Source organism: Rhodococcus sp. Leaf225, from assembly GCF_001426145.1.
Classification (GTDB): domain Bacteria; phylum Actinomycetota; class Actinomycetes; order Mycobacteriales; family Mycobacteriaceae; genus Rhodococcoides.
Genome location: NZ_LMRN01000021.1, coordinates 40475 through 67174, shown reverse-complemented (window position 1 = coordinate 67174; position 26700 = coordinate 40475). Strand labels below are relative to the sequence as shown.

Annotated in this window: 36 protein-coding genes, 2 tRNA genes and 1 pseudogene; all 39 read right to left on the bottom strand. The window is 67.4% G+C overall.

Annotation, left to right across the window (positions count from 1 at the left end; all coding sequences use genetic code 11):
- Entirely contained in the window at window positions 1–1554 is a 1554-nt protein-coding gene (locus tag ASG69_RS15430; RefSeq protein ID WP_056445997.1) for a Gp37-like protein, read from the bottom strand.
- The gene (locus ASG69_RS15425; RefSeq protein ID WP_056446000.1) at window positions 1551–2426 is read right to left on the bottom strand and encodes a hypothetical protein; all 876 of its coding nucleotides are present in this window, start codon (window positions 2424–2426) and stop codon (window positions 1551–1553) included. Before ASG69_RS15425 ends, ASG69_RS15430 begins: the two co-directional genes overlap by 4 nt.
- The gene (locus tag ASG69_RS15420) at window positions 2423–6148 is read right to left on the bottom strand and encodes a phage tail tape measure protein (RefSeq protein WP_056446002.1); all 3726 of its coding nucleotides are present in this window, start codon (window positions 6146–6148) and stop codon (window positions 2423–2425) included. The genes ASG69_RS15425 and ASG69_RS15420 overlap by 4 nt, the downstream gene beginning before the upstream one ends.
- Before the next feature lies 1 nt (window position 6149).
- A complete protein-coding gene (locus tag ASG69_RS15415; RefSeq protein WP_056446004.1) occupies window positions 6150–6512 on the bottom strand; it encodes a DUF7426 family protein in 363 nt (120 codons plus the stop codon).
- Entirely contained in the window at window positions 6512–7186 is a 675-nt protein-coding gene (locus ASG69_RS15410) for a DUF7426 family protein (protein ID WP_056446007.1), read from the bottom strand. Before ASG69_RS15410 ends, ASG69_RS15415 begins: the two co-directional genes overlap by 1 nt.
- 3 nt (window positions 7187–7189) lie before the next feature.
- A complete protein-coding gene (locus ASG69_RS15405) occupies window positions 7190–7990 on the bottom strand; it encodes a phage tail tube protein (protein WP_056446010.1) in 801 nt (266 codons plus the stop codon).
- An 11-nt stretch (window positions 7991–8001) separates the two neighbouring features.
- Window positions 8002–8439 carry a minor capsid protein gene (locus ASG69_RS15400; protein ID WP_056446013.1) on the bottom strand — a complete coding sequence of 146 codons (438 nt, stop codon included), beginning with the start codon at window positions 8437–8439 and terminating at the stop codon, window positions 8002–8004.
- On the bottom strand, window positions 8436–8753 hold the full coding sequence (locus ASG69_RS15395) for an HK97 gp10 family phage protein (RefSeq protein WP_056446016.1): 318 nt from the start codon (window positions 8751–8753) through the stop codon (window positions 8436–8438). The genes ASG69_RS15400 and ASG69_RS15395 overlap by 4 nt, the downstream gene beginning before the upstream one ends.
- Before the next feature lie 10 nt (window positions 8754–8763).
- Window positions 8764–9108 (bottom strand): hypothetical protein, encoded by a 345-nt coding sequence (locus ASG69_RS15390; RefSeq protein ID WP_056446019.1) that lies wholly within the window; start codon window positions 9106–9108, stop codon window positions 8764–8766.
- Window positions 9087–9461, bottom strand: a complete 375-nt coding sequence (locus tag ASG69_RS15385; protein WP_056446023.1) for a hypothetical protein — start codon at window positions 9459–9461, stop codon at window positions 9087–9089. The genes ASG69_RS15390 and ASG69_RS15385 overlap by 22 nt, the downstream gene beginning before the upstream one ends.
- Before the next feature lies 1 nt (window position 9462).
- Complete coding sequence (locus tag ASG69_RS15380; RefSeq protein ID WP_056446025.1) at window positions 9463–9840, bottom strand: hypothetical protein; 378 nt, start codon at window positions 9838–9840, stop codon at window positions 9463–9465.
- On the bottom strand, window positions 9837–10763 hold the full coding sequence (locus ASG69_RS15375; RefSeq protein ID WP_056446029.1) for a phage major capsid protein: 927 nt from the start codon (window positions 10761–10763) through the stop codon (window positions 9837–9839). Before ASG69_RS15375 ends, ASG69_RS15380 begins: the two co-directional genes overlap by 4 nt.
- A gap of 27 nt (window positions 10764–10790) precedes the next feature.
- A complete protein-coding gene (locus ASG69_RS15370) occupies window positions 10791–11156 on the bottom strand; it encodes a capsid cement protein (protein ID WP_056446031.1) in 366 nt (121 codons plus the stop codon).
- 3 nt (window positions 11157–11159) lie between these two features.
- A complete protein-coding gene (locus ASG69_RS15365; protein WP_056446034.1) occupies window positions 11160–12311 on the bottom strand; it encodes a head maturation protease, ClpP-related in 1152 nt (383 codons plus the stop codon).
- Window positions 12308–13624 carry a phage portal protein family protein gene (locus tag ASG69_RS15360; protein WP_056446037.1) on the bottom strand — a complete coding sequence of 439 codons (1317 nt, stop codon included), beginning with the start codon at window positions 13622–13624 and terminating at the stop codon, window positions 12308–12310. The genes ASG69_RS15365 and ASG69_RS15360 overlap by 4 nt, the downstream gene beginning before the upstream one ends.
- Before the next feature lie 15 nt (window positions 13625–13639).
- Window positions 13640–15190: a hypothetical protein gene (locus tag ASG69_RS15355; RefSeq protein ID WP_056446040.1), complete on the bottom strand. Its 1551-nt coding sequence runs from the start codon at window positions 15188–15190 to the stop codon at window positions 13640–13642.
- The gene (locus ASG69_RS22540; protein WP_156382969.1) at window positions 15147–15509 is read right to left on the bottom strand and encodes a hypothetical protein; all 363 of its coding nucleotides are present in this window, start codon (window positions 15507–15509) and stop codon (window positions 15147–15149) included. Before ASG69_RS22540 ends, ASG69_RS15355 begins: the two co-directional genes overlap by 44 nt.
- Before the next feature lie 242 nt (window positions 15510–15751).
- Complete coding sequence (locus tag ASG69_RS23100; RefSeq protein ID WP_235578971.1) at window positions 15752–16522, bottom strand: ATP-binding protein; 771 nt, start codon at window positions 16520–16522, stop codon at window positions 15752–15754.
- Complete coding sequence (locus ASG69_RS15335; RefSeq protein ID WP_056446049.1) at window positions 16519–16827, bottom strand: hypothetical protein; 309 nt, start codon at window positions 16825–16827, stop codon at window positions 16519–16521. The genes ASG69_RS23100 and ASG69_RS15335 overlap by 4 nt, the downstream gene beginning before the upstream one ends.
- Entirely contained in the window at window positions 16824–17114 is a 291-nt protein-coding gene (locus tag ASG69_RS15330; RefSeq protein ID WP_056446052.1) for a hypothetical protein, read from the bottom strand. The genes ASG69_RS15335 and ASG69_RS15330 overlap by 4 nt, the downstream gene beginning before the upstream one ends.
- A 395-nt stretch (window positions 17115–17509) precedes the next feature.
- Window positions 17510–17597 (bottom strand) — tRNA-Tyr (locus tag ASG69_RS15325).
- 4 nt (window positions 17598–17601) lie between these two features.
- Window positions 17602–17674: transfer RNA gene (locus ASG69_RS15320), tRNA-Trp, on the bottom strand.
- Between the two features lie 314 nt (window positions 17675–17988).
- The gene (locus tag ASG69_RS22535; RefSeq protein WP_156380545.1) at window positions 17989–18240 is read right to left on the bottom strand and encodes a hypothetical protein; all 252 of its coding nucleotides are present in this window, start codon (window positions 18238–18240) and stop codon (window positions 17989–17991) included.
- Complete coding sequence (locus ASG69_RS15315) at window positions 18237–18968, bottom strand: hypothetical protein (protein ID WP_056446056.1); 732 nt, start codon at window positions 18966–18968, stop codon at window positions 18237–18239. The genes ASG69_RS22535 and ASG69_RS15315 overlap by 4 nt, the downstream gene beginning before the upstream one ends.
- Window positions 18961–19092, bottom strand: a complete 132-nt coding sequence (locus ASG69_RS23285) for a hypothetical protein (RefSeq protein ID WP_268788578.1) — start codon at window positions 19090–19092, stop codon at window positions 18961–18963. Before ASG69_RS23285 ends, ASG69_RS15315 begins: the two co-directional genes overlap by 8 nt.
- Window positions 19089–19271, bottom strand: a complete 183-nt coding sequence (locus tag ASG69_RS15310; RefSeq protein WP_056446058.1) for a hypothetical protein — start codon at window positions 19269–19271, stop codon at window positions 19089–19091. Before ASG69_RS15310 ends, ASG69_RS23285 begins: the two co-directional genes overlap by 4 nt.
- Window positions 19268–19678: a RusA family crossover junction endodeoxyribonuclease gene (locus ASG69_RS15305; RefSeq protein WP_056446061.1), complete on the bottom strand. Its 411-nt coding sequence runs from the start codon at window positions 19676–19678 to the stop codon at window positions 19268–19270. Before ASG69_RS15305 ends, ASG69_RS15310 begins: the two co-directional genes overlap by 4 nt.
- Complete coding sequence (locus ASG69_RS15300) at window positions 19678–20016, bottom strand: hypothetical protein (protein WP_056446063.1); 339 nt, start codon at window positions 20014–20016, stop codon at window positions 19678–19680. The genes ASG69_RS15305 and ASG69_RS15300 overlap by 1 nt, the downstream gene beginning before the upstream one ends.
- Complete coding sequence (locus tag ASG69_RS22880; RefSeq protein WP_056446066.1) at window positions 20016–20921, bottom strand: hypothetical protein; 906 nt, start codon at window positions 20919–20921, stop codon at window positions 20016–20018. Before ASG69_RS22880 ends, ASG69_RS15300 begins: the two co-directional genes overlap by 1 nt.
- Entirely contained in the window at window positions 20896–21078 is a 183-nt protein-coding gene (locus ASG69_RS15290; RefSeq protein WP_056446070.1) for a hypothetical protein, read from the bottom strand. Before ASG69_RS15290 ends, ASG69_RS22880 begins: the two co-directional genes overlap by 26 nt.
- Window positions 21075–21299 (bottom strand): hypothetical protein, encoded by a 225-nt coding sequence (locus ASG69_RS15285; protein ID WP_156380544.1) that lies wholly within the window; start codon window positions 21297–21299, stop codon window positions 21075–21077. The genes ASG69_RS15290 and ASG69_RS15285 overlap by 4 nt, the downstream gene beginning before the upstream one ends.
- 101 nt (window positions 21300–21400) lie before the next feature.
- Complete coding sequence (locus tag ASG69_RS15280) at window positions 21401–21676, bottom strand: VWA domain-containing protein (RefSeq protein ID WP_056446075.1); 276 nt, start codon at window positions 21674–21676, stop codon at window positions 21401–21403.
- Window positions 21676–22386: a hypothetical protein gene (locus ASG69_RS15275; protein WP_056446078.1), complete on the bottom strand. Its 711-nt coding sequence runs from the start codon at window positions 22384–22386 to the stop codon at window positions 21676–21678. Before ASG69_RS15275 ends, ASG69_RS15280 begins: the two co-directional genes overlap by 1 nt.
- Window positions 22383–22832, bottom strand: a complete 450-nt coding sequence (locus tag ASG69_RS15270) for a hypothetical protein (RefSeq protein ID WP_056446082.1) — start codon at window positions 22830–22832, stop codon at window positions 22383–22385. The genes ASG69_RS15275 and ASG69_RS15270 overlap by 4 nt, the downstream gene beginning before the upstream one ends.
- Complete coding sequence (locus ASG69_RS15265) at window positions 22829–23176, bottom strand: hypothetical protein (RefSeq protein ID WP_056446085.1); 348 nt, start codon at window positions 23174–23176, stop codon at window positions 22829–22831. Before ASG69_RS15265 ends, ASG69_RS15270 begins: the two co-directional genes overlap by 4 nt.
- Window positions 23173–24246 (bottom strand): hypothetical protein, encoded by a 1074-nt coding sequence (locus tag ASG69_RS15260; protein WP_056446088.1) that lies wholly within the window; start codon window positions 24244–24246, stop codon window positions 23173–23175. Before ASG69_RS15260 ends, ASG69_RS15265 begins: the two co-directional genes overlap by 4 nt.
- Window positions 24246–25103, bottom strand: coding sequence for a PD-(D/E)XK nuclease-like domain-containing protein (locus tag ASG69_RS15255; protein ID WP_056446091.1), 858 nt, complete (start codon window positions 25101–25103; stop codon window positions 24246–24248). Before ASG69_RS15255 ends, ASG69_RS15260 begins: the two co-directional genes overlap by 1 nt.
- Window positions 25100–26059 carry a DNA cytosine methyltransferase gene (locus ASG69_RS15250; protein ID WP_056446093.1) on the bottom strand — a complete coding sequence of 320 codons (960 nt, stop codon included), beginning with the start codon at window positions 26057–26059 and terminating at the stop codon, window positions 25100–25102. The genes ASG69_RS15255 and ASG69_RS15250 overlap by 4 nt, the downstream gene beginning before the upstream one ends.
- Window positions 26056–26700 (bottom strand): annotated as a pseudogene (locus ASG69_RS15245) (hypothetical protein); the annotation flags it as partial. The pseudogene ASG69_RS15245 and the gene ASG69_RS15250, both read right to left, overlap by 4 nt.

Below are 26700 nucleotides of genomic sequence, written 5' to 3'. Positions count from 1 at the left end.
CTATCGGTTGTTGGCAAGACCGCGGGACAACTGCCCGAAGTTCTGCAGACCGCTGATCGCCCGCTCCCACGGGCCGCCGAGACGCTTCGGCTCCCCCAGCGTCGGGACCTCGACCATCCGGCCGTCCCGCTCGTCGGAGATGGTCACCGCGGACACGAATTGCTCAGCGGTAGTGCCCCGGTCGTAGACCGTGTGGATGTCGCCGACGTCGTACCGCTTGTTCGATCCGTCCAGCGCGCCGAAGCGGTAGCCGTCCGGGTTGCCGGTGTCGACGGTTAGACGGAGAGCCTCGGACCCGGAGTGGTCCTTGAGTGCTCCCTTGCCGACGGCGTACGAGTCGAGGGACCACGCCGCGGTGTTGTCGGCGAACACCTCGCCGAACGCGTCGTCGATGCCGATGTCGTCTTCGAGGTCCTCGTCGAAGAACTGCTGGTACGCGAAGAAGATGTCGTCGAACAGGTCACCGACGACGAACCCGAGACCGAGCCCGGGTGCGATCGCCGTGATGAGGAGCTGGATCGCGAAGTTCGCGGCCCACTCGATGACCTGGTTCAGGATCTCCGGGGCGCGGCCGCCGACGATCGCGCGGGTCGCGTCCGCGTGGGTTTCCTCGAGCTCGTAGTTCTCGATCTGCCCACCGTCGGTGCGCCACTGGATGTGCCGCATGTCCCGCTTCGCCCGGGTGTCGAAGATGTACCCGGCCCGGTCCATCTGCCCCCACGACCCCGGATCCGTGAGCCCGAGGTAGTTGTTCGGGTTCAGGAAGTTGAGGAAGTTGTCGCTCGTCGCATCGATGACGGACTGCAACTGCGACAGCCCCGACGTGTTGAACACCTGCGGCCGGTCGCCGTACCCGTCCCACAGGTCCATCCGGTACCCGAAATCGAGGCGGTCGCGGGTGAGCTTGAACAGCTCGTCGAGCGGGGTGAAGCGGGCCGACACCACGCACATCTGCGCGAGGGAGTCGGTGACGAGACCGAGGAGGTCGTCGAGGCTGTTGACGTCGGCGAGATCCGGGAGGTCGTTCGTCACCTGGTGCAGCGGGAGCGCCGCGTAGATCGGCTTGTGCAGCCGGATCATGTTCTTCGCGAGGAAGTACTTCAGCACGAAGTCCGGCTCGCCGGCCATGATGTCCTGCTTGCCGGTCAGACCGATCTGCAGCTCCGGCGGGAACAGCGGATTCACCCAGGCGAGTGCACGCTTGAGCTGGAACTTGTTGTCGAACCCGGAGAGGGTGACCGTCTCGCGGCCGGGCTTCCCGGCGACCTTGCGGGTCATGACGCGGCCGGTGAACGGGATGCCGTTGTGCGTCATCTGGACGTGCACGGCCTTGCGGCGCAGCCCGGTCATGTACGGCACGAGGCGATGATCGGGTTTGAGGTCGATCGAGAACGCCGCCGGGTCCTTCCAGTCCCACGAGAACGACGCGGCCTTGTACGACCCGCACGGTGTCCACTCGATGCGGCGCCGGTCCGACGAGCGGCGGCCGAAGCGGATGTCGAACCCGTCGGTGGGGATCGTGTTCGGCTTCGCGTACCCGGGTGCCCCGATCACAGGGCGCTCCGGAACACCTGCGGCAGCACGATCTTGACGCGCGTCGCCGCCGAGGTGCCGCTACCGCCGAGGGTGACGGCGACGTCGCTGGTGCCGTTGTTCAGCGACGCCGCTGTCCGGCGCGGTGCTCGCTTGCGCCAGTACGCCCGCACCCACGACACGTCGACGCCCGCGGCGTTGAGGATCTGGAACCGGTTCGGGTCCGTGTTGATCTTCCACACCTGCCCGGCCGAGATCGTCGTGAGGATGGTGATCGATTCACCGGCGACTCCGAACGTCGGATTGGTGATCGGACCGGTGATCTCGAAGTACGGCCACACGTCGTCGTCGCAGACGTTCGGCACCGAGGCGCCAGCGAACTGCGCTGCCGTCCACGTCTTCTCCACCGGCACCTGACGCCACCACGATTCGTCGGAGCGGAGCTGCACGTCGCCCTCGTCGACGAACCCGACGTTCACCGCCGCGGAGTAGTTCGCCTCGGGCAGTGCACCGTCCGGGAGGCGCCAGTACTGGAACCGGTCGCGGCGGATACCGCGGCGGACGGAGGTGACGTGGAACTCGCCGACCTGTCGGCCGTCGCCCATCGCGTCGCGGTACTCGCAGTATCGGTCCAGCGCCGCCTCCCCCGCGTCGAGCGGTCCGAAGCGGATCGGGAGGGTGATGACGTTCGGCTCGAACATCCGGGCACGCCACGTGACACCGGCCTGGTCGACGTTCTGGTCGTCGTCGTGGCGGCCGGGTGCGCCGCCGAGACCGCCCGGGTCCTTCGCCAACCGGAGAGGAGTCTCGAAGGACTCCTCCCCGATCGTCACGAACGGGAACTCCGAGCCGTCGACGCCGACCATCCGGTACCGGACGGGCCGAAGGGTCACGCGATACCCGCTGCGTCGAACTTGATGCCGACGGCGCCGGTCGAGGTGTTGACGTCTGCGTCGACCTTCACGAGTCCGCCCTTCTTCAACGTCGCAAGGATCTCTTCCAGAGGCGCGACGAGTTGCTGGAATGCCTTGTCGGCACCGGGGATCGAATTGCTCGACGTGTCGAACTGCGGGGTCAGCTTCGACAGGTCGACCGTTCCGGACGACGCCATGTCGAGGTAGTTGCCGAACACGGACGCCGCGGTGAACCCGAGACCCGTCGCGAGCGATGCGGCCTCGTAGAGGTTCCGGGGCTTCATGTAGTCCGTGGTGTCCGGACCCGAATAGCCACCGAACCCGCCCTCGGCGAACTGCTGGATACCGAGGTGCCGTCCCGTCTCCCGCCAGATCGCGCGGGACCGGGCGCGCTTCGCGAGGCCGAGCGGGATGTACGCCTCGCCACCGGTTTCCGGTTCCGCCCACACCCGTATGGCACCGGCGCCGGCAATCTGCGCCGTGTGGTTCTCGACGCCGCCATTCGCGAAGAACGTCGCGGTGGCGATCGCCCTCGGCTTCGGCCCGTCGCTCGGCTCCGCACTGGAACCGTCAGGCCAGTTCGTCACGAAGACTCGCTGACCATCGGTCGAGTCCTCAGACGTCGAATCAGTTGTCGCGTAGCTCGCACCTGACGAGTCAGACGACTGACCACCGACGGCCGGCGCCGAGGGCGAGTCGAGCTCGGACGGCGCCGGATTGCCCTGCACTGCGTAATGCATGATGTTCGCGAAATCCTGCGCGCCGGCAGCACCGCCACCGAACTGTCCGTCTCCGCGCGCGCCGCCCATCTCGACGTTCGTGCCGTCGGGCAGCGTCGACGCCGCGTGCCCACCACCGGGGCCGCCCGGGTCGTTGTACCACCCGATATTGAGTGCGCCCTGACGGAATCCCTCAGCGAATCCGCGCGCGGACAACGCCTCGCGAGCGTTACCCGTGGCGAAGCGGCCGCCGGTGTCGGGATCGCCGTAGACGGCCATGTTCGCCAGCCGGGACGCAGCACCCGTGCAGTCGGTGTTCCAGGTTCCGTCCCACCCGCCGAACACGTACTCGGCGCCCTCGATTGACTGACTGCGTGCGACGAGATCCTGGGCGGTGATGCCGCCGTCGGCCATCTTGAGGAGCTGATAGCCGAACTTCCCTGCGACCTCGGACAGGATCGACGTCGACCGGCCCCGCTTCATCGGCGCGAGGGGAATGAACGCTTCCCCGCCCGTCTCGGGCTCGGCCCACTGGATGAGCTGCTTCCGTTGGATCCGGGCGTCGGCGGGGAGGTTCTGGATACCGCCGTCGGCGTACGTGACCGCGCCGGGCTGGGCACCGTTGACGGTGTAGCCGCCGTTCGGGTTCGTGACCTTCTGGCCGCCGTTGCCCTGCGCGACCTCGTTACCCGCGCGGTCGCGGTAGACGACTCGAACAGCGACTTCCTGGTTCTGAGCTCGACGAATCATCTCCTGCAACCGCGCCGCGGCATCCTCAGTGTCAGCGGTGACGCGCACGTTCTTGCTGCCGGGGATCTCTTCGACGATGAACCCGAGGTCGCGGAGACGTTGCGCCGCTTCCGGGCTGTTGTCGTTGATGACGACCGACGCCTCGTCGGGGATGGCCACGACGGAGCCGTTGAGGATGTCCATGCCCTGCGCGGCCAACCGTGCCTGCTCGCCGGCGGACTCGGCCCCCTCCCGCATGTTCTGCAGCACGGGGAGGACCGTCTCGTCGAACGTGTCGGCCATCGACCGGCTCGTGTCCGCGGCGTTGTTCAGCTTGTCGCGAAGCCCGCCGATCGTGTCACCGGCGGCTAGGAATGACGCACCGACGTCGCCCATACCGGGGACGACGGACAGGAACGTGCCGATGGCGCTGGTGGCGGTGCCGATCCAGTCCATGACCCCACCGAACGTGACCGCAACACCGTCGAGGAGCAACGCGCCTGCCCGCATGGTCCCCGACCACGCCGTGCCGAGCCCCTCTGCGAACATGAGAGCGGCGACGAGCGTGTCAGCGAAGAACGCGACGATCTCGTCCTTGTTCTCGAGGATCTTCTCGGTGAGGTCCGTGACACCCGGACCGAACGCTTCGGCGAGGGCCGTCTTCACGCCCATCGTCGCTTCCTCGGCGGTGCGGCGCAGCGTCTCGAATGAGGCAGCACCGTTGCCCGACAGGGTGTCTGCGGCCTTATCGGCAGCACCGGCGACCTCACCGAGGTTGCGAGTGGCCGTGGACAGGTCGAACTTGTCGAACGCGCCGCCCAGGTCTTCCCACTGGGTGCCGAACAGTCCGGCCGCGACCTTGCCGCGTTCCAAGGGGTCCTCGATGTTGCGGATCGCGTCGAGCACTTCGTCCATGGCGGTGCGCGCGGAGTCGCCACCGGCGGCGAACCGCGCACCCATGTCGTCGGCGTTCATGTTCAGCGCCTCGAACGCGGTAGCGGTGGTCTCCGACCCGTCGACGACGCGGATCGAGAACTCCTTGAGTGCATCCGCTGCGACGTCGGCGTCGCGGGCGCCGCCCTGCATCGCCTGCGACATGAGACCCGCGGCGTCGGCGCCGTTCAGTCCGAGCTTGCGGAACTGGGTGCCGTACTCGTTGATGGTGTCGAGGAAGTCCTCGGAGGTGTTCAGCCCGCGCTGTTGCGCGACGATGAACAGGTCCATCGCCCCGGCGCCGTCGGTGACGAGTCCCGTCTTGATCGCCTGCCCGGCCGCCTTCGCGATCGCGGGGATCTCCTCACCCATGATTCCGGAGACGGTCGACAGCTTGCCGATCATCGCTTCGATCTCGGGCTGCGACTCCTCACCGGTCAGAAGGCCGGACTGGATTGCGGCGCGCGCGGCGTCCATGTTCTCGCCGACGGATTCACCGAAGTTGCCCATGTACGCGTCGCCGGCAGCGCGACCTATCCGACCTGCCGCCTCCGCGCCGATACCGAGCTTCGCCTGGATCTCGTCGACTTGCGCTTCGCGCTCCATGCCGTCCTGCAGGCTCGACGCGAGCAACGCGCCCGCGGCCAGACCGATACCGGCGACACCGACGAGGGCCGCGCCGATGGGTCCGGCTTTGCCGCCGAGACCGGAGATTCGCTCGGAGAACGACGACAGGAACTCCCCGCCCATGCCGCCCCCGTGCTCGGCGCCGAACGCGGACAGTCGTTGTCCGGCCGTGCCGAGTCGGTCCATGAACCCGTCGATGCGCGACGGGTCGGGCGCCGCTTCTTCCATCTCACGGCCGGCGCGTTCCGCCGCGCGCGAGACGTCACGCTGCTGCGCCTCGAGACGCCGCAGCGACGCCGTGTACGTGTCGGTGGAAGCCTGGGCGCGCTCCGCGCCACGCTCGGCATCACGGCGGGCGCGGGTCAGCCGCTCCGTCGCCTGCCGAGCCTGCTCGGACTCCTCGCCGTGCTCGCGCACGGCGGCGGCGGCGCGCTCCTCGACGATGCGGACGCGCTCGGCGGCAGTCGCGGCGGCAGATCCCTGCGTCTGCGCGGTGCGGTACGCCTTCTGCGTCTCCTGCTCAAGACGCTGGTATGCCCGCTCCGCCTGCGTGGCGGCGCGCTGCATCCGCTGCCCGGACTGGTCCGCCGCGTCACCGAGTTGCCCCGCGGTGCGACGGGTGCGTTCCATCTGCTGATCGGGGTTGCCGCGGATCTCGAAGTCGGCGTAGAGCTCCGCTACGCGAGTGGACACGTCAGCTCTTTTCCAGGCCGGCGATCAGCGCGGCGATGTCGATGCGCGACGCCAGGTGCTCGAACTCCCAGTACGCGCGGCCGAGGATCGCCGACGCACCGAAGTGCACGAGGGCTGTCATGCCGGCGTGGTCGCGCTCCGGTGACAGGACACCGTCGGCGGCCATCTTGGCGTGCGACGCACCGAGCATAGTGACGATCTCGTCGTGCAGTTCCTCGGCTCCGAGTGGCTTCGCCCAGATGAGCTCGCGGATGCGGTCGGCCTCGGTGATCGTCGGGGCGGTGATCTCGTAGACCGTCCCGCGGATCGGGAGGTACAGCGACGGGTCGAGGTGCAGGGAGAGGTCGTCGAGTTCGGTGGCCATCAGGATGCTCCGTTCTCGATTGCTCGCTTCAACCGCGACCGTGGGTTCGCGATGAGCTCGTGGATGCGTAGTTCGAACCAGCGCCACGACCGGTGTCCGGCGACGCCTTCGAGGTCGATCCCCATCTGCTGCAGGTCCATCTCGAGTGCGTTCCAGTGCCCGAGGATGTCGCGCCAGGTGACGGCGCCGGGCCTGGGCTCGTTGCGGAATGCGGGGGCGAAGTTCGGCGGGTTGTACCACTCGCGGTCGCCGTATTCGGCGCGGTACGGGCCGCCGCCGGGGTCGTGGGCCCCGTAGGTTCCGGGTGCGGAGTCGTCGAACGGGTCCGTCGACACCGGGGGCGGTTCGGGGTCGGTGTCGAATCGGCCGGTGGACCAGTAGGTGATCGCGACGTCCGCACCGGCGGTGTAGACGGCGAGCGCGGCCTGTCCTGCTCGGATGGCCAGCGCTTCGGGGACACCGTCGTCGATCATGTGTTTCCACGCGGAGCCGAGGATCAGTGCGATGTGCACGAGCTCGGAGTCGCGGGTGCGTTCGAAGTCGTCGTCGAACAGGTCGCGGTACACCTGCAGCACAGCGGTGAACGGGGGTGCCTCGACTCGGTACCTGACCCCATCGATGGGCAGGATCAGGCCCGAGTCGAGGAACTCCCCGAGCGGCCGGAACGACTGCACAGGCTAGGAGCCTGCAGCGCCCGTGACGAGGGTCGCCGTCTTGACCGACATGTTCGTGCCGCCGGTGAGGAGGGCGCCGTTGCCGACGAGCGTCGACACGTCCTTGGCGGCGAGGGCGCCGGTGAACGTGACGAGGTACTGACCCGCCGATCCGGTGACGGTGACGTTGTTCGCGCCGATCGACGTGAGCGCCGTCAGCGCTGCCTGCACCGCGGAGGGTGCCGCGTTGTAGGTGAGCGGTGCGGTCGTCTGCCCGCCGAAGCCGAGGGTGAACGTGCCACCGGTCGGTGCGCCGAGGATCACCGCGGTCTGGATCTCGTTGGCTGCGACGGCGGTGGGCTTGCTGATGGTGTTCAGCCGGCCGTACCCGGTCAGGGTGACGGTCGCGCCCTGCAGCGCGCGCTTGTCGCCGCCGGTCGAGGTGAAGTTGACCGACGCGCGACCCTGGTACGCGTCGGGCAGGCCATCGGTGCGCCACCAGCGGATCTCGACGAGGCCGTCCTTGCCGACGCCGACACCGCGCTCGCGGAGGTACTCGACACCGGGGTCGGGTGCGGCGTTCTCGTCGAGCTTGCGGCCAACTCCGACGGAGATGGTCCAGTCCTTGCCGGTCGAGATCTGAGCGCCCCAGGCGCCAGTCTCGTAGTCGCCGGCGTCCTGCAGTGCGTCGGCGATCTGCGGGTCGAACGACATGATCGACCGGACGAACGTCCACGTGTCGGCGATCTTCACCTGGAACGCCCAGTTACGGGCCAGTGTGGCGTCGAGGGTGCTGCTGTCGGGAGGAGCGAGTGGAGTGGTCACGAAAGTGCCTCCTATATCGAGGGGTTGAGGGTGAGGCGGTACGAATCGGCGCGCATCCAGTTGCCGTCCGAGTCCGTCACGGACTGAGCCCGCACGAACCGGCGGACGTCCAGAACCCGGATGCCACCGGGCCAGGTCTGAGGCCGGAACACGTACTCCGGCACATAGAGGTGGTCGTACACACGCTCGGCGAGTGCATCGACAGCACGAATGTCACTGCCCGGCGCGCGGAACCGCAACCGAACATCGACGTCAGGGTTGAACTCGTCCCGGTCCCGAGAGTCGGACGTCACCGCGATGGACAATGCCGTCGTCGGGGAAGACGGGAGTTCGCCGAGACCGATCGCCGGACGCACCGGGTCCTCCACGTACGGTGAGGATTCCGAGTACTGAGCGAGGTCGGCCGCGACCAGGTGAAGCGCCAGCGCGGTGGGGATGTCACTGCTCACAGGAACCGCCGCAGTTCGTCGGCGATGACCTGCTCGATCTCCGGTCCGGACTCGGCGACCGCCTTGTTGAGGAACAGGCGGTCACCGCCGCCCGGGTGGCGCTGCTTCTTGAAGTTCTGCTTCACCGCATACTCGGCGCTGAACCCGACGCGCACACCGCGCGAGCCGACGTCAGCGGACCCCGAGTCGATCAGATCGCCCGACAGTTTCGGTGCCCGAGAGCGCGCGTTATCGAGGATGACCTCGCCGGCCCGCTGCTCGGCGCGACCACGAGCCCGGTCGAAGCCGCGGAGACCGTGCCACCGAAGTCCCATGCCACGCCTCCTAGGCCATGTCGATGCGGTAATACCGCGGGATGGACTCGATCCCGGAGTCCCGCACACCCTCCGCGACGACGTCCACCGTGGAACCGCCGAATCTCGCGGGCAACACCACACGAGATTCGGCGGGGATCCTGGGTGAATCGGCGAACATCAGAATGTGCGCGGAACTCGTCACCTCGCGGCCGTCGGAGTCCAGAACCAACTGGGTCTGCACCCGAACGAACCCGCGTGCCGTCTCCCGTGGAGCGAACAGGCGGCCTGTGGCGCCGGCACCGCGGCAGCGGTCGACGTCGAACTCCCACAGGTCCAACCAGTCCTCGTACATCAGCAGTCCCCGAAGCGCCACGACGGACCGGCCGACGCGGACACACCGAACAGGGCGAGCAGTGATGCGGTGAGGACGATCTCGCAGTCCGGGTTCGTCAGGGTCGCCGATTCGACGACGTCGTCCATCGTCACCGAGTACGACGACATTCCGGAGTGCTTCCCGGCCCCGAGGGCACGCTCGGTCATCTGCATGACCGCGTACTTCGCGGTGCCCTCGAGACTGGGGTCGGAGTCGACCGCCGGGACTCTGCGTCGCAGCAGATCTGATGCGACGCCGAGCACGACGGACGCCCGGATGCTCTCCTGAGCGGTCAGTGTTCGGGACTTCCAGTACTTCCCGAACTCGTCGAGATCGACGATCGACTCGCTCACGTCAGGGCAGCGTCGCGATCAGGTCCTGCTTGGACGCTGCTTCGGCGTCCTCGCGGGTGTAGCCCTGCTCGCCGTTGGTGGCCTCGTGGAGAGCGACTGCGTAGTCCTCCCACTCCTTCACTGCCGCGGCCTGGCGAGGCTTCTTCACCTCGGCGGCGCGCGGGTCGAGGTTCGGCGCGGGTACCGGGTCGATCGGCTCGACGGTGGGGACCTCGAAGGTGAAGTGGGAGTCCACGTCGTCCTCGACGAACCCTTCCGCGATCAGGCGCTCGCGGTCGTCGTCAGACAGCCACTCGATCGGCTGACCCTGGTAGTAGTACCGGACATCGCCGCCCTGAGCCTTGGCCAGAACGAGAGGGGCCTTCACGATGAGCGTCATGCCGACACCCCCGTAATCTTCCAGGCCGCGGTCGGCTCGACGACGATGGGAACGGTGATGCGGCGCGCGCGAACTCGCCACATGTCGTTGTCGTCGTCGCGGATCGTCTTGGTCTGCACACCCGCAGCACTTCCGACGTATCCGGGTCCCGCGAGCGGCTCGTCGGCCATGCCTCCGAGGAACGACGAGTCCAGGACCAGCGCCGTACCCGCGACGGGCAGGTTCGGCGTGGGCAGGAACCGGATGCCTGCGATCGAAGGCAGGCTACCGGTGTAGACCGGGGTGTCCTTCGACTCGCGTGCGAACAGAGCGGCGAGCTTCTCGTCGCTCATGACGTTGGCGAACGTCAGGTCGTCGATGACGACGGTGTCCGGCTCAAAGCCCTGGTTCAGGGCGCGGACGTTCGCGACGACACGCAGGATGTCGCGGAGGATGGCAGGGGTCGATCCGGTGCCTGCCCAGGAGGCGGTGGCCGGCGTCGACTGGGTGACCGATGACGCGATCGCCGCGAGAGCGACACCGTCGACGGTCTTGACCATCTGATTGACCAGCTTGTTGAAGGCACGGTTGACGGGGTCGATCTTCTGACGCGAGATCGACTCGTCGGTGATCTCCGCGTCCTGTCCCCACTTCACCGTCTTGGCGATCTGCGTGGGGCCCGAGGAGAGTCCGGTCAGCGGGTACTCGCCACCGGGCGCGACGGCCTCGGGAGCGCGATCCGGATAGATCGACTCGCCCTGTTCGTACTGAACGGATCCCGATTCGGTGGTGAACCGGGACGTCAGCAGAGCGTCGGCGATGAACCGCTGCTCGGCGAGCGTGCGCAGACGGCGCGCGACGAGAGTCGGGTCCTTGAGGAACCGACTGATGGTGGTGTTGTCGCCCGAGACTGTCGGCGCAGCAGGGGGGTAGAGATACGGCATGGTTAGCCCCTTCCTTTTTTGCGCCCGTTATCGAGCGAGCTTGACTCGGACCTTGCCGCCGGTAGCCGCCGCGAGGGCGATACCGACGACCTGGGAGTAATCGGTCCCTGCTCCCAGATCGGCGACCGCGCCGGCGGCGGCGGGCACCACGCGGGCGCCGGCGGCGACGGCACCGGACGCGGTCAGCTCGTGCACCCCGCCCGAGAGGACGGTCACCTTGTCGCCGGACGCGACGTCGAAGCGGGCGACACCGAGCCAGGCGTGCGTTGCGGTGGACGAGAGCGCGACCGTGTCGCTACCCGACACCACGACGAGCTGGCCGCCGGTGACGGCCGCCGACGCGGTACGGGTGATCTCCTGGCCGGGCTTGAAGATCGGCGTGTATTCGGCCATGGCTCAGGCCTCCTTTCCGAACAGTGCGGTGTAGGTGGACTCGTCCTCGTTCGAGGTGTCCTCGGTGTCGACCCCATGGCCGGACTCGGAGACGGGGACGGCGTGCCCCTTCTCCATCCGGTCGAGGGCCGCCTTCGCGCCTTCGGGGTTCGACTCGACCAGCGCGTTCCAGGTGTCCTTGTCGGCCGCGGTGATCTTGCCGTCGCGCAGCGCATCTTCGACGATGCGCGCGTTCGCGGTCTTGGCCTGCTCCGCGCGGATCTGGTCGAGGTTGTCGACCTTCGCCTTGTAGTCGTCGAACACCGACTGCGACACGACGACGTTCCCGGCTGCCTTCACCGCGTCCATGGCCTGATCGAGAGTCGGGCCGTCGGTCCGCTCGTTCAGCGCCTCGTCGATCGCGGCGACGATGGTTGCCTCGTCGGCGTCGGCCGAGATGCCGAGGCGCTTCGTGAGGTCATCTTTCAAGGTGCCCATCGGCTCCTCCTTCTTGTGATCCTCCGCCTCGGCGGCAGAGGGGTATGTGGGCCGCGGCGCGGCATGGCGCCCGGCGTACGCGAACACGGACAGGTCGAACGCGTTCTTCGCCTTGGCATCCGAGGGCTTCGCGCCGTCGACACGATCCGCGAGACCGGCTTCGACCGCTTCCGCGTCCGAGTACCAGGTCTCTGCGGTCATCGCGTCGCGCCACTGGCCGATGTCGCCACCAGCCTTGTCGGCGTAGATCGACGCGATGTTGTCCGAGATCCGGCCGAGCTGGTTCGCCATGTCGGCCATGTCCTTGGCGTTGCCGATGCACTCGCCCCAGGCGTCGTGGATCATCAGCTCGGCGTTGCGGCGCATGACGACCTCGTCGCCCGCCATCGCGATGAATGACGCGGCCGACGCAGCAAGCCCCTCGACGATGGTCGTGACCTTCGCCTTGTGCGCGCGCAGTGCGTTGAGAATGGCGATGCCCTCGAAGACGTTTCCGCCGGGAGAGTTGATGCGCACCACGATCTCCGGGGTGTCGATCGCGTTCAGCTCCTGCACCATCTCCGAGGCGGATACACCGCCGAAGAAGAAGCTCGCACCGATCCGGTCGTAGATCAGCACCTCGGTCGACTCCGCGGTGTCCGCGGCAGCGGAGATGCTGTACCAGTGGCGTGTGGTCACGCGTCCTCCTCAGAACTCGGCTCCTGGCCGTTGTTGCTGCCGCCGCTCGGCGGCTGTTGGCCAGGGGGCGGTGTGCCCTTCGGGGGAAGCCCGTACTGCTGGCGGGTGTACTCCTCGAGATCGCGGTCGAGGCGGATCAGACCGGCGTCGATCAGCATCTTGAGCGCGTTCGCGGTCAGGTCCTGGCGCGATCCGATCTCGTCGAAGACGATCTGCGGCGCGGGGACGTCGCGGCCGAAGTTGATGTCGACGAGGTCCTCGACGATGTGGGCGTTCGCGATGTCGCGCACCGTCTCTGCGAATGCCTGCACGGACTGCACGAACGTGTCCGCCTGCACCGACGCGAGGGCATAGGAGCCTCCGCGGTCGAGGTTCAGGAAGTGCGCGAGGCCTGCGAGAGCGATCTGTCGGTCGTGGTACTCGATCGCTTGACGCATGTCAGGCAAGTTGCCCTGCACGCCGAGCAGCTTGAAGTCGGCTCCTGCGGGCAGGCCCACACCGGATTTCTCACCGCCGCGGTACTCCGTTGCCATGTCCCTGTACTTGTCGACGACGCCCTGCTCGGAACCTTCCGGGGCGGTGGCCACCGGGACGCCCATGCCGTTGCGTCGTGCGACGGCGGCCTCGATGCGCATCAGCTCGTCCTTGAGCAGCCAGTGCTTGTACGCCGGCCGAAGCAGGGACGTGCCGACCCAGTTGCCCGGCTCGGGGTCGCGGACGTAGGCGACGAGCCGGTCCACGGGGATTCGGATGCCGCCGTTGATGACGTCCTGCGCGGTGTAGTCGAGCGACGGGATTCGCTGCACGATCGCCTTGAGCCCGCCGTCGCGCGCGACGTCGATTCCTTCGATCGTGCGAGACGGCCGCGGTGCCAGCTTCTTGAGGTAGAAGCGACCCTCGTCGTAGTAGTAGACCTGTTCGAAGTAGCTGTGCCCGTAGGGCAGCATCAGGAGCGCCACGCGGAGGTGCTCGGCCCAGGAGAACCGTCCGCGTGTGCGTGGTCGCGGCTTGTCCTCGCTCGACTCGTTCTGCACTGGGAGACCGAGGTTTCGTGCGACGAACTCGGTGACCTCGTCGGAGGCGCCGTTTGGCTCGACTCGCCACGGGGTCCGCCGGATCGGCAGTCCGATGGCAGATTCCACCGACGAGACACGGCCGTCCTCACGCCGCATCCGGCCGAACACGCCCACGCTGTACGGCCACCGCAGTTCCGGGACGCGCTCGTCGTCCATCCACTGCTGCCAGCCAAGGATGTTCGTTCCGCCGTCGGAGCGGACGTACCCGACCTCGTAGGAAGGTACTGGTGCCGTCATGTCACCTCACCTCTCTCAGAAGCCCGCTTCGAGCGGATCGAATTCGCGGTTGGACGATCTGTGCGAGTCGAATGACGGTGGCAGCGCCGGTGCCTTCTCGACCTCGACGCCGTACGTGATCAACCCGAACCGGGCGAGCGTCGCCGCCTGCAACGGAGCGATCGGAGCCATCACCCGGTAGTCCCACCCGAACAGGCCACCCGCCATCTCCCGACGCTCAGCACCCAACAGCGACGTCGTGATCGGCGACTCCGTCGGATGCGAGATCTGCTCCCCCATCACGTCGTTCACCAGACCCACACACGCCTGCGCCATCTGCGACGCCGACGTGATCTCCGGCTCGATGCCCGCTGCCTTCAACTCCGGAAGCAACGCCATCGCAGGCGACGAATGGTTGATCATCACCGCGCACGGATCCCACTTCTCGACCAGCGCAACGATCTTCTCGACGACCTTGCACGGCGTCTGCTCGTGGAACCCGACCTCGAGACGCTTCGCTCCGGCCTCCGTGTACGTCGCCGCCGAGATCGCGTACCAGTCGCGGTGCCGATCCACACCCAGCGCCACAGGCGAACTCGCCCGCAGCTCCGGCGCATCGTCACCGAGCTCACGCCACACCGACATGTCCACGGCCGGTTCGACGTCCGTCTCGTCAGGAGCGGGCCACCGACCAGCCGACAGCCGCTCGATCTCCCACTTGTCGAGATTCCGGCGGAACGACGCCATCTCGTTCCGGATGTACTCCTCCGTCACCAGATACCCCAGCGACGGGTTCGCAGCAGCCCAGTTCTCGCGGCTCTCCCGCCACTCCACCCGGTCACCGTCATCGGCGTCATCGGGCAGCTCGGGGGCGGACCACTCCAACCAGATCAGCGACGAGTCACCACCCGCAGTCGCGCGCTCACGCAGCGACGACCACTTGTGGCAGTACTCGTGTGTGTCCGCGTCGGCCGCCGACCCGAGGTACCAGATCTGCGGTCGCTCAGCGGTAGTCAGCAGCGGCATGATCGCGGCCTGCGACGCCGGCGACCAGATCATCGCCTCGTCGATCACCAGACGATCCACCGAGAAACCACGACCACCGGACTTCGTCCGCGTGCGGAACCGGATGATCGAACCGTTCTTGAGGCGAATCGACTCCTTGCCGTTGCCCTGCCGCACCGACGCGATCTCGCTCTCCAACAGCGGATGCGACCGGATCAGCGCTTCGAGCTTGTTCATCGATTCGAGCGCCGTCTGGAACTCGTGCGCCGTGTGCAGGATCGACACACCCGGCTCGTTGATCATCCAGCCGAGCTCGACGACCTCCATCGCACCGTTCTTGCCGTTCTGGCGCGACACCAGCACGCACACCTCGAACGCCGCCCACGCACCGTCGGGCTTCGCGGCCATCCCCGTCGTGACGACGTCCCGCTGCCAGGGGAACGAGGTGCGGCCGGCGATGTCGGACAGGTCCAGCGCATCCAGGCCAGGGTCGAGATCCGGTGACCAGTCGGTGTCGGTCCACGGAACCGACCGGACCCTAGGCGCCTGATGTCCGACGAGCGCGAGCGGCGGCGAGCTCATCTTGCAGAGACCCCCCAGCGCTTGCGGTCGGCTTCTCGGATTCGAGGGCGGCGATGATCTGCCGCAGGGTGTTCGACGTCTGCCTCGCCTCGACCGCTGCGTTGTCGATGCGCAGTTCGTACGACTCGGTGCGCAGGTCGTGGACCAACGCCATCCACGTCTCGCCGTCGCCGGCGAGGACCGCATCGAGCTTGTCGCCGCGGTCGACGAGCCGGCACGCCTCCGTCAGCAGCACCGCCCGAGGGGCGTCGAAGCCCGACTTGGCGCTGTAGTGCTTCCACAGGCCCGCGGCCCTCTCGCCAAGGTCCGGCGGTGGCATCAGACCTGGTCGGCGCGCTGTGGCCACGGTGGGACCCCCTGCTGGCTCGCTGGGGCTCAGCCCCAGGGGAGAGAAACCGGGACACTGCCCCGCCGCCGAGTGTCCGCCCCCCACCCCCTCGATAATCCTGGGGCTCGGCGCTGGGTGGCGGCGTGCGGCAGGCTGGCTGGCCCGTGGTGGGCGTGGCCGGTGTCGAGGTGGGTGGGGTGGTGGTCAGCGGGGTGGTGTCGGTGGTGGGCGGCTCAGCCCCAGTCGAGTGCGTTGCCGGCTGGCTCGGTCGTCGGCGTGGCCTTGCCAGTGAGCGCAGGCCGGAGGTGATCGCGGGTGCCATCGCCTCGACTGCGGTTGCAACGGATTCCGTTCTGGTTGAGGCCGTGCAGTAGTCGGTCGGCCTTGGGCCGGCCAGGCTTGCCGAGTCGTGCGTGTTCGTCTCGGGTCACCGAGTGGTCAGCTTCGAGCTCCTGGCTCTTGAACATGGGCAGGCCGCACCACCAGCAGATGTCGCCGTCGTGGTGTGCCCTGAGTAGCCGGGCTCGGTCTTCGCGGTGCGCTCGGCCGAGTTCCTTGTTCTTGTTCCGCACGGGTGACGCGGTGGTCCTGGTGCTCGACGGTGCGGCTTGGTCGTCGTACCAGCGCTTGATGACTGGCTGCATCCACCATGGTCGTTCCTTGCGTGCGCGGGCCATGACGACGTCGATGCCGGGGTCGACGGTGATGATCTCGGCGCCTCGGTCGCGGTAGTAGCGCAGCAGTGTGGGGCTGGGTGTGGAGTGGATGAGGTAGGTGTCGCTGTCGGTGAGGGTCAGCGCTTTGTCGATCGCCGCTTTGCGTGCGGCCTTGGCGACGGCTTTGACTGCGGGGGTGTGGTCGTGGTCGCTGCCTGTTGGGTCGGGCACGGTGAGGGTGTTGGCGAGTAGGTCGTAGTCGATGACGATGTCGCCGTGTGTGGCGTGTTCGCGTACCCAGGTGCTCTTGCCTGCGGCTGGTGGGCCGGTGATGACGTAGAGGGTCATCGTGGTGGTTTGAATGCCTCGGTGGGGTTGATGCCGCGTTGGGTGAGGGCGTCGTCGACGATGGTGTGGACGTTGGCTCGGCCTTCGGCCCATTGGCCTTGGGGTTGCCAGACGGGGCCCATGATGCGGCGTATCTCGAGGCTGATCTTGCCGGTGTCTCCGCCGTTGGTGCGGAGTCCTTGTGCGAGTGGGATGACGCGGTCTCGGAGTTCGGCGGTCTGGCGTTCGTCTGCGTCTTGTCGTGCTGCTGCGAGTAGGAAGATGCAGGAGAGGACGCGGTTGACGCGGCCGCGGGCGCTGGTCATCGTGCGGGTGGGAGCACGGTGGGTGTGCGGTCGGGGCGGTAGTTGTCGAGGTCGCCGCTGTAGTTGCGGGTGGATCCGAGGACGAGGGCGATTTCGTCGAATGCGGTGTTGCCGTCTTTGCCTGCGGCGAGGGCGTTGTCGATCAGGGTCTGGATGGGTGCGGGGTCGGCGTTGGGGATGGGTTGCCATCCGACGACGCCGGTGTCGGTGGTCCAGAGTGTGCCGAGCGGGAGGATGGTCCAGCGTCCGTGGCCGGTTCGTTCGTCGGCGCGTGTGGCTGCGGGCATCTCGTCCTCCTGGTGGTGTGTGGCCCCGACCCGAGGTGGCGCCAGCAACGTGTGTGCTCGGCTGCATCGGCCTCGGGTCGGGGTGTCTGTGGTGTCAGCACCGTCGGTCGTGTCTGACGGTGCGGAGGTACCAGCGGATCAGTGCGATGACGTGGGTGTCGTAGTAGTCGTCTGCTCGTCCCCACAGGGCGCGCATGGTGTCAGGCCCGGTGGCCGATGGTGCGGACGCAGTGCAGGAGTGCGTCGAGTGACCGGGTGAGCAGCCGGCGGGCCATGGGTCAGAAGATGGCTACGAGTGCGGCGATTGCGCTGGCGACGGCGAGGATGGCCTTGCCGATGGTGAGCAGGGTGTCGATGTCGTATCCGAACAGCATGGCAAGTCCCGTCATTCGAAGTGGTGCACAGCGGAGGGAATCGAACCCCCGATGCCCGAAGGCGACGGATTTACAGTCCGCTCCGACTACCAACAGTCGGCACGCTGGCGTAGCAAGTGCCGCAGGACTCGAACCTGCAACCGGCGGCTTTGGAGACCGCTGCTCTTCCAGTTGAGCTAGGCACCCATGTGCGCGTTGACCTGGTGATCAGTCCAGGCACCCGAAGGTGGACCTGAGTCGCGCCCCTCAGGGGTTCACGTTGTGCTCGGTGTGGTGCAGCGGTGCCCTCGTCAGCGAACACGGCGCCGGTCATGGGGCAGGCTTTGGCGAGGATGAGCAAGGAGTCTCACCGTTCACACCACACCGAGGTGGGCAGTTGTTCCGCGTGCCCGGGCGGTGTGTGCCGCGCGCTCAGCGTGCGGCGTTCCCCAGCTTCAGCAGGGGACGTGGTGGGGATATGCGAATGCCACCCGGTCTTGGAGACACGGGTGGCACTGCACTCAGCGTAACAAAGTTGAGGATTGGTGTCTTGCCATTCGTTTCCTGCGTGTCTTGGCTTCTCGTTCGATGATGTCGCGGAGGAGGTAGACGGGGGTTCCGTCGGGTGCTGTGCGTTTCTCGATGTCGCCTCGGTTGGCCCATACGCGGATGTGGGCGGGGTCGATGCCGAGGAGGTGGGCTGCGTCGGTGGCGGTGAGTTCGTCGTCGATTCCGTGTTCGGTTTCGACGCCTTCCCAGTGCGGCCGGCTCACGATGCCTCCTTCGGTCGGCGGCGGTCAAAGTCGAGAACTGACCCGAGGCGGGCGAACTGGTCCTTGTCCCACACTGCGCGGCAGCCCTGGCATGTGATGCGGGACTGGTCTTTCGACGCTGCGAGCGCTTTGCGGCCGCAGGCGGGGCATGGGTCCTGCATCCAGATGCGCACGGCCTTGGTCTGCAGGACGTGCTCGGCGCGCATGTGCAGGCGGGACAGCCGCAGGACTGCGTCGACGCCGTCCATGGTGGTGCGTTGCACGTAGTCGCCGCCGTCGGGATGCGCTTCCATGATGGTGATCTCGCGGCTGGGCATGTCGATGAGCGTGCCGAGTCGGGAGGTGATGGCGGCGTGGGTGGCTTTCACTGCGGGCCAGGAGCGCATCGGGAAGTCGTCGCCGCGGGTGAGGATCCGCGCCCACCGGTGCAGTTCGGTTTCGATGTCGTTGAGGAGTGCGTCGACGTCGAGGCGGATCGGGATGGGGTTCGGGCGTGATGCGGTGACGAGTACGGCCTGTTCTGCGGTGGCGGGGACGCAGTACTGGGCTTCGACCTGGGACCAGTCGTCGGCGAGGTGGTGGATCGCGTCGAATTGGATTTCTTCGCAGGTGGGGCAGAGGGTGTTGGGTCGTTCGGTGCCGGCGGGGTGCATGGTGTTGTTCTGGTCGCGTTGGCGTGCGGCGCAGCGGCCGGCTTGGCGGCATTCGTGTTCGCGGGTGTCAGTCACGGGGTTGCTCCTCGCTGAGTGGGTTGGCTGCGATCTCGGCGAGGCGGGCCTTCTCGCGCTGGGTGGCGCAGTGTGGGCAGCCTTCGCGTGGGAGGTCGGTGATCGGGCAGATGTCGTTGTTCACTTGATCCACCTCGGCCGTTCGGTCTCCCAGCGGTGCTCGGGGTCTTCGATCGCGGTGAGGTCGGTGCGGCCGAACCCGAAGTCACCGGTCGGGGTGTCTTTCGGTTGTCGGTCGCCGTTGGGCTTGTCGGTGCTGATGCCGAACACCTCTGTGCCGAGCAGGAAGAACGTGAGATTCATGCGAGCTCCTCGGTGAGGTCGGAGATGGTGATGGTGAGCCCTGGCTTCTCCCCTGCCGCTGCGAGACGCTTCGTGGCTCTCAGGTCCACGACTCGGGCGTCGTCCTCGAAGCAGAGGCCACTGAGGGCGTCGAACACGCCTCTCGTGAGCTTGTCGAGGTCGGGCTTGCGCATCGCGGGTGGTGTGCGGGTCTTGGGGGTGGAGACGGGGCGTGGCATGACGAACGCGAGTCGGACGGTGACTGCGCCGGTGCGGAGGGGGACGTTGTGTTCTCGGGCGGTCCAGGCGACTCGTTCGCGCCACGGCTTGAGCGCCTTGGACGATTCGATGAGCCGGCCGTGTCCGACGTGCCGCTTCGAGCCTTGTGGGGCGGGGATGCCTTCGACGTGGAAGGTGGTCGCTGTCATCACGGCACCCGCTTCGCGTCGGCGAGGCGTTTGATCTCGGCCATGAGCTCCGCGCGCCGCTCCGGGGATGCTGGTGGCGCGGAGGTCAGTTCGGCGAGCACCTCACTCACCGGTGCGGGTTGGCGCCTGGCCGCCTTAATCGCCTCGGTGACGTGGCCGGGCATCAGCCACGCCGTCGACGTCGCGTAGTGCTGGTGCACCGCCTCCAAAGCACGCGGGAAATCCCAGCGGGCACGAGCCGCAGCCTCCTTCCATGCAGCGACTGTCGGGCCATCGAGCTTGCGGGAGTCGTAGGTCGTGATGACCTGCAGCAGTTGAACGATCTGGTCGTGGGTCATCAGTGGCCTCCGTTGATGGCGCGGAGTTGCGGTTGGGCGGGTAGGAGTCCGGCACGGCGCAGCAGCTCCTCGTCGGGGTTCTCTTTGAGGAGTTCGGCGTTGGCGATCTCCATCTGGCGGGGGGTGAGTCCGTTGCCGTCTCGGCCGGCGGGGCGGGTGGCGACGCGGGCCTTGAGGAGGAGCTGTTGGTACTTCTCGCGGAACTTCGGCATCGAGAGGATGTTGGCGTGCCAGAAGGAGTCGTCCTGGCACCAGTCGATGAGTCGGTGCGCTTGCTCGGGGTCGACGCCGTCGTTGTCGATCAGGAGTCGGGCTTCGGTGCGCCACTTCGCTGAGATGGTGGCGCGCCCGCCGTTGTCGGTGATGCGTCGGTGGAGGTGGGTGCAGAGGGATTCGACGTCTTCCCTCGGCGGCGGAGCCGACGAAGAAGGGGTCTTTTCCTCTGCTCCCCTGTTCCCCTGTTCCCCTGTTACAGGCGCGACTGTTTCGGGAGGGCTCGCGAGGGTGTCGCGAGGCTTCCTGTAGGTGTCGCGATCGACGGGTTGGCCGTACTCCAATGTGCCGTCTGGCCTGGGGAAACGTCCTCGGCCGGGTTTGTCGATGCGTTGGAGGTCTTTCCACTTGTCGATGTAGAGCAGATTTTCGCCGTCGACGTCGTAGCGGGCGATGAGACCGCTGTTGGAGAGTCGGGAAATGGCTTCGGTAAGCCTCGCGAGGGTTTCGGGAGGGCTCGCGGAAAGGTCGCGAGGGAACACGTCGGCGGCGATGAGCGCGATGTCGTCCTTGCCGACACCGTTGTCGTCGACGTAGCTCTCGAGACCCTTGAGGACGAGCCGTACGTCCCACGGGAGAGCTGCAATCGTCTTGGAGCGCCAGAACTCAGGCTTGGTGGATCTGATTCGCATGGCGCACCTCCCAGTACGGTTGTCGGGCCTCGGGTGACCCCTTGACCATGGATGCGGATTTGTCGTTGTCGGCGCCGATGAGTCCCCACCGTTTCCAGAGGGTGACGATGAGCGCGAGGCCGGCGGTGAGGGTGAGGGCGCACCCCACGGCGGTCACGACGGGTCCGCCTTGGGCACAGCAGTAACGGTGAGTTTGCAGCCGACCGGCGCAACGGTGACCCGGTGCGAAGGATGGACGGCGACGGTCTGATAGGTGCCGATCTGGAGGACAATCAGCGGGTCGGTCATGCTGTCGGTGACGGCGGTGAGTTTCCCTGCATGGAGGCACCCGTATGCCCGGACTGCGACGGTCCGGCCGATGTGGTCGGAGTTGTACATGCCGCTTTCCGTGCCGTTCGTGGCGAGTTGGGATGCGGTGACTTCGTGCTCACCGAGGTCTGGGAGCGGTCGTAGTCGACGTGCGAGGCGGAGTGTGCCGGTCATGTCGGCTCCTGTCGGTCCAGGGCCGCGCGGACTACCGTCCGACGTTCTGCCTTCCGTCGTTCCGCGGCGGCGACCTCTTCGACGTGAGCGGTCAGTTGGTTCAACGCGTCCGCCAAGGCTTCGTCGATCGCCTCCGTCACCAACTCCTGATCGGTGTTGGGTGGGAAGTGGACGCGGACTTCCGCGGTGATCGCACCGACGTACTCGTTCGGGGACACACCGGGGTCGGCGGGGCGGTGAGATCGGCCGTACAGGCCCTTGCGCGTACCCATCAGCCGTGCACCTCCCAGTTGATGTCGTCGCCCACCCGAGCGAGCAGGGCGGGGTACGGCCGCTGGTGCGCCTGGCCGAACGCGTAGGCGTTGAACAGGGCGACCGCTTCGCCGTACGCGCCGAGGTCGTACCGCCGGCTGGCTGCGGCGGCGGCGAGCTTCACCCGCATCCGAAGGGGCATCTCCTTGCCCGGGCCGAGAGCGGTGAGGAACGCGGCGAGGGTGTGCAGCGGCGAGCCGTCCGGGGTGAACGGAATGGGGTCACCCCTGTCCGCCACGTACGTAACCCCGCTCGGCATCCACAACTCCTCGTCACCTGCGATACCTGTCGCAAGAATGCGGCGGCTGCCAACGACCTGGTCGCCGCGGTTGCCTGACCACCGCGGCATGGACGGGTCCGCGCAGAGGACGACGCGGGCCACCTTCTCCCGCTCCTTACCGGTGAGGTCGAGGAGCGCGCGTTTCACGACGTGCGCTCCCCCGCTGTACCCGGCGAGCACGACCGGCCCGGGCTCGACCCGGATGCGCTCGGCCAGCGCCCGCGACGTGCGTTCGAGGGCGACGTCGTAGTCGCCGAACGCGGCGGCCCACGGCCCGAACTCCTCCACCCGGAACCGGCTGTGGTCGAGGCGGTTTGTCAGGTTCGACAGCATGTTCCGGTCGGAGACGGCCTCGAACAGGCCACGGCAGGTGATGACGGTGACGGTCATGCCGCACCTCGCGCCTTCGACAACTGCGCTTCACCGGCGGAAGTGAGTGTCACGTAGCAGAACTCGTCGTCCCAGTCCGGCTCGACCTCGTACCTACCGACCAACAACGGGTATGCCTCGCCGGGCGGTTCGGCGACGGATGCCTGAACCGGGCATCCGTCGTACGGCACGGTCCAGGCGTATCCCGAATGCCAGGTGTGCAGTACCCCGTGGAACCAGAACTCCTCCTGGTCGTACCACGGGCAATCCTCGTCGCACTCGTACGGCCCCTCGGCGGTCTCACGCCACTTTCCGACCTCGTGCACCTCGCGGCACTCCATGAACCCCTCGCAGGAGTTCGAATCGGAGCACTCGACGCGCCACTTCATCGCGGCTTCGAGATCAGGGAAGCGTGCGCCGTACTCCTCGTCCACCTCTACGACCAGGGTGTGCGTCGTGGCGCTCATGCTGTCTCCCCCGCCCACAGGATCGTGACGGCGGTTTCACCGCGGGCGATGTACCCCGAATCCACCGGGCGCGGTGACCGCGTGGGCGACCACATGATCGGCGGCGCGTTGTGTCCATGCGCTGCCACGGCCTCGAACACCTGCGGCCCGTCCTCGTCCTCGACGATGCGGATGACGGTGCCCAACGGCAGCGCGTCGAGCTCGGCGGTGACGGTGTCGACGTCGCCGGTGATGACACGGGCCGGAGGCCGCCACCCCTCACCGATGAGGCCGTCGGCTACCGCGCTGCAGTCGGTGATCCCTTCGCGGTACAGAGCGAGTGCGAGGTCTGCGGCGGCGCTCACTGGAGCACGTCGATCGCGACGGCCGCCTGCGCAGCGGTGAGCTCGTTGATCCCGGTAACGTCGGCGATCTGGTTGTCCGAGAGGAACGCAACCTGCTTGGCGAGGGTGGTGATCCTCTGCGCCTTGAACGCCGCAGCCAGCGCGCGGCCCTGCTCCTCGGTGATGGGGCCGTCGAGCGATTCCTGGCCGTCAGCCGGTTGTTGTTGCTCGTCGACCTCCTTCGCCTGCGTCATGTCGGCGACAGGCTCGTCGGACTTCTGCGCGACGGACGACTTGATCTCGTCGGCGGTCACCCGGGTGGCCTCGAACTCCTGATCCTTGGTGACCTCACCGTTCTGGATCGACTTGTACGTCACGCCGAGCTGGGTGACGTCGTGCTCGGTCCACTCCTCCGACTTCCGCGCCAGCTTCGTCTCGAGCTGCACCCGGGTGACACCGATGCCCTCGAACGCCTTGATACTGTTCGCGATGCGCTGGGCGAGCGGCACTCCCCCACCCTTGGTGAGGGTGTCGCGGCACAGGTCCTGCGCCTCCTCTGTGAACCAGTTCGGGAGGACCGCGAAGATGGCCTCGCGGACGCGGCGGCTGCCGGCGTTGGCGTTGTTCTCGTAGATATCGCGCATCTCGGTGAGCTTTTGAGCGCCACGCTTCGTGTCGCGGATGTGCGGGACGATGAAGGTCGACGAGTTGCGGGCGTTCGTCTCGAGATCCCAGGCGTACGCCTGCATCTCGGACTCACCCTTCGCGTCGTCTCGACGGAGCTCGGTGAGGCCGTACTGGATGTTCCCCCAGCAACGGGCCAGTTCCCGGGCGAGGTGGATCGACGGGCCGGTGACGGTCTCACCGCCGCGGGGGAAGCGGAAGAATGCCTTCTCCGCGAGGTACGCCATCGACGTGGCTTCGCGCATCTCGGAGACGGCGATCGACTTGTTGCGACGGTTCTGCTGGGCGACGAGGACCGCGGCCTGGACCTCGGCGACGGCGCGGGACTGCTCGATCTGCGTGGCTTGAGACGCCGTCGACTGGACAGGGGGTGCGGCGACGGGCTGGTAGCGGGCGGGACTGGACATCAGATCTCCTCGAATCGGCGGTGGGTCCATGCGGGCAGGCTCACGAGGTGGGGCTCGTCGCCCCACCCGGGCCAGGTGTTGGTGGAGGTGCAGTGCGCGAACAGGTCGACGGCCTGTCGGTTGCGGCGGCGGCCGAGTTCGACTGCGTCGCGGTCGAGTTCGACGACAGACACGAGGTACGGCGCGGTCTTCATCTGGTTGACGAAGATGAATGCGGGGTCGTCGTCGATGCCGAGGCCGATGACGGCGTCTCGATACCAGGGGTCCTGCATGTAGTAGCCGAAGTCGTCGGCGGACTTCGCGAACTTGGAGGGGCTGGACGTCGTCGACGTCTTGTAGTCGACGATGAGCTGGCGGCCGGCGCCTCGGTGCGGCATGAAGTCCGGCCGGGCCCGGAGTGTCACTCCGGTCTCGGGGTCCGGGTAGTACAGGGACCGTTCGGCGACACCGTTGCCGAACAGCGCCTCGGCGAGCGGGTGCTTGCGAAGCTCGGCGACCATGGCGTGCACGGCCCGGTAGTCGGACGACCTGAGCGGTGTCTTGTTCTCGGCGTACGCCGTGTCCCGGGCTTCCTTCGCCGCTATGGTGGTGTACGCGTCGAAGCCGATGTCGACGATCTCGGCGCCTTCACCGAGCACCAGCGCGTGCGCCGCATGACCGACGTCGAACTCGTCCTTCTTCGCGGGCTTCGGGTGGTCCTGGTTCCACCGGAAGATGGCCGGGTTCTCGTTCAGCAGGGCACGTGCGCCGGAGGACGACAGCGACGTCTTGTCGGAGTGGTACTCGTGGTCGGGGATGCCGTCGTAGGCGCCGTACTGGTCGACGACATCGGACACGGTGTTCAGGGTGGCGGTCATGCGGCCACCGCCGACCCAGCGATGCGTGCTGCGACGCGCTCACCGAGGAACTGGGCGACGTTGACCGCCACCGCGTTCCCGATCTGCTTCTTGATGTCGGACGACGGACCGGAGAACACGTACGAGTCGGGAAATCCCTGAGCTCGTGCGCACTCGCGGTTGGTCAGCATCCTGAACCGCGGACCCTCGCTGGTGAGCGTGGCAATGCCGTGGTGGTTTCCGCCGGCCGTGACCGTGGCGAGCGGGTGGCGATCGGCGCGGCGCGCCTTCGCGTTCCGTCGGTACGTCACCAGGTGTGGCACGTCGACGTCGCTGATCTGCTCGATCTGCGGAGTCACGTACAGCGACCGGGTGACCAACTTGCCGGGGTCCCCCGAGATGATCGAGTCGGCGTGCACGCGGGCCCGGTTGGGCACGGTGAGGTCGACGTCGCCGCCTGGGGTGAAGACGATGAACAGACGCTGCCGGCGTTGCGGCAGACCGAAGTCGGCCGCGTCGAGGGTGACGGTCTGCGCCCTATAGCCGAGCGCCTCCATGCCCTGCAGCCACCACGGGTACAGCGACCACGCCGCGAATTCGCGGACGTTCTCTACGATCACCGCGGCGTACTGGTGCACCTCGGCGGCGGCGATGACGGCGAATGCGGTCGCCCGGTCGATGGCACCGGCGTCAGCGCGGAGCCGCTCGACCTCCTCGGGCGGACGGGTGCGGCCGCCGGACCGCGCGTGCCACACGCACGACGGGGACACCCAGCAGATGTCGGTTCGCGGGAAGGTGCGGAAGTCCGTCTCGGAGAGGTTCGCGATGCGGTGCTCGGTGTCCGGGTGGTTCGCCTGGTGGGTGGCGACGGCGATGGGCCAGTGGTTCGCGCAGATTCGGACGTCGATACCCGCCTGAGCGAGTCCTTCGCTACTGCCGCCGGCACCGGCGAACAGGTCGGTTGCGGTGAGTGTCATGCCGCCACCTCCCGGTAGCGGCGCTCCCACTGCTGCAGCGAGAACAGGGTGATCCCGAGCTTCCCGGCGATGGCCTCGTCCGACAGGCCCATGTCGCGGAGGAACGTGACCTCCTCGGCGCGGTACTGCTGGCTGTCCAGCCGCTCGGGGGCGGTGGGTTGCTCGAACCAGTCGTCGATGTCGTCCCAGTCGAGCGGGTGCACGAACCCGTTGGCCGTGGCCCACCGCTTCGTCCGCAGGTTGCCGCCGTCGAGGAGGTGCCACGCGTCGTAGACGCGGGAGATCGACTCGTACTGCCGCCACCCCGTGCGCTGGCCTCGGCGGATGATGTGCAGGGCGGTGTGGTCCATGCCCACCTCGGCGCCGATCTTCGCCAGCGACCATCCTTGGAAGGCGAGACCGTTCATGCGGCGGATCGTGGAGAACGACAACACCAGCGCCTGGTGGTGCATGGGCCTGGGTGTCACGGCCAGGAGGGCTCGTTCGATCTCCGGGGCGATGACGGCCTGGCCGTTCATGATGTTCCGCGGTGTCGTCGACGACGTACCGGCCGCCCGGGCGATCATCGAGCACGTCATGCCGATGGACTGCAGGAATCGCAGGTGCTCGCGGGTCTCGGTGGCGTCGCTCATCCTGGCGCG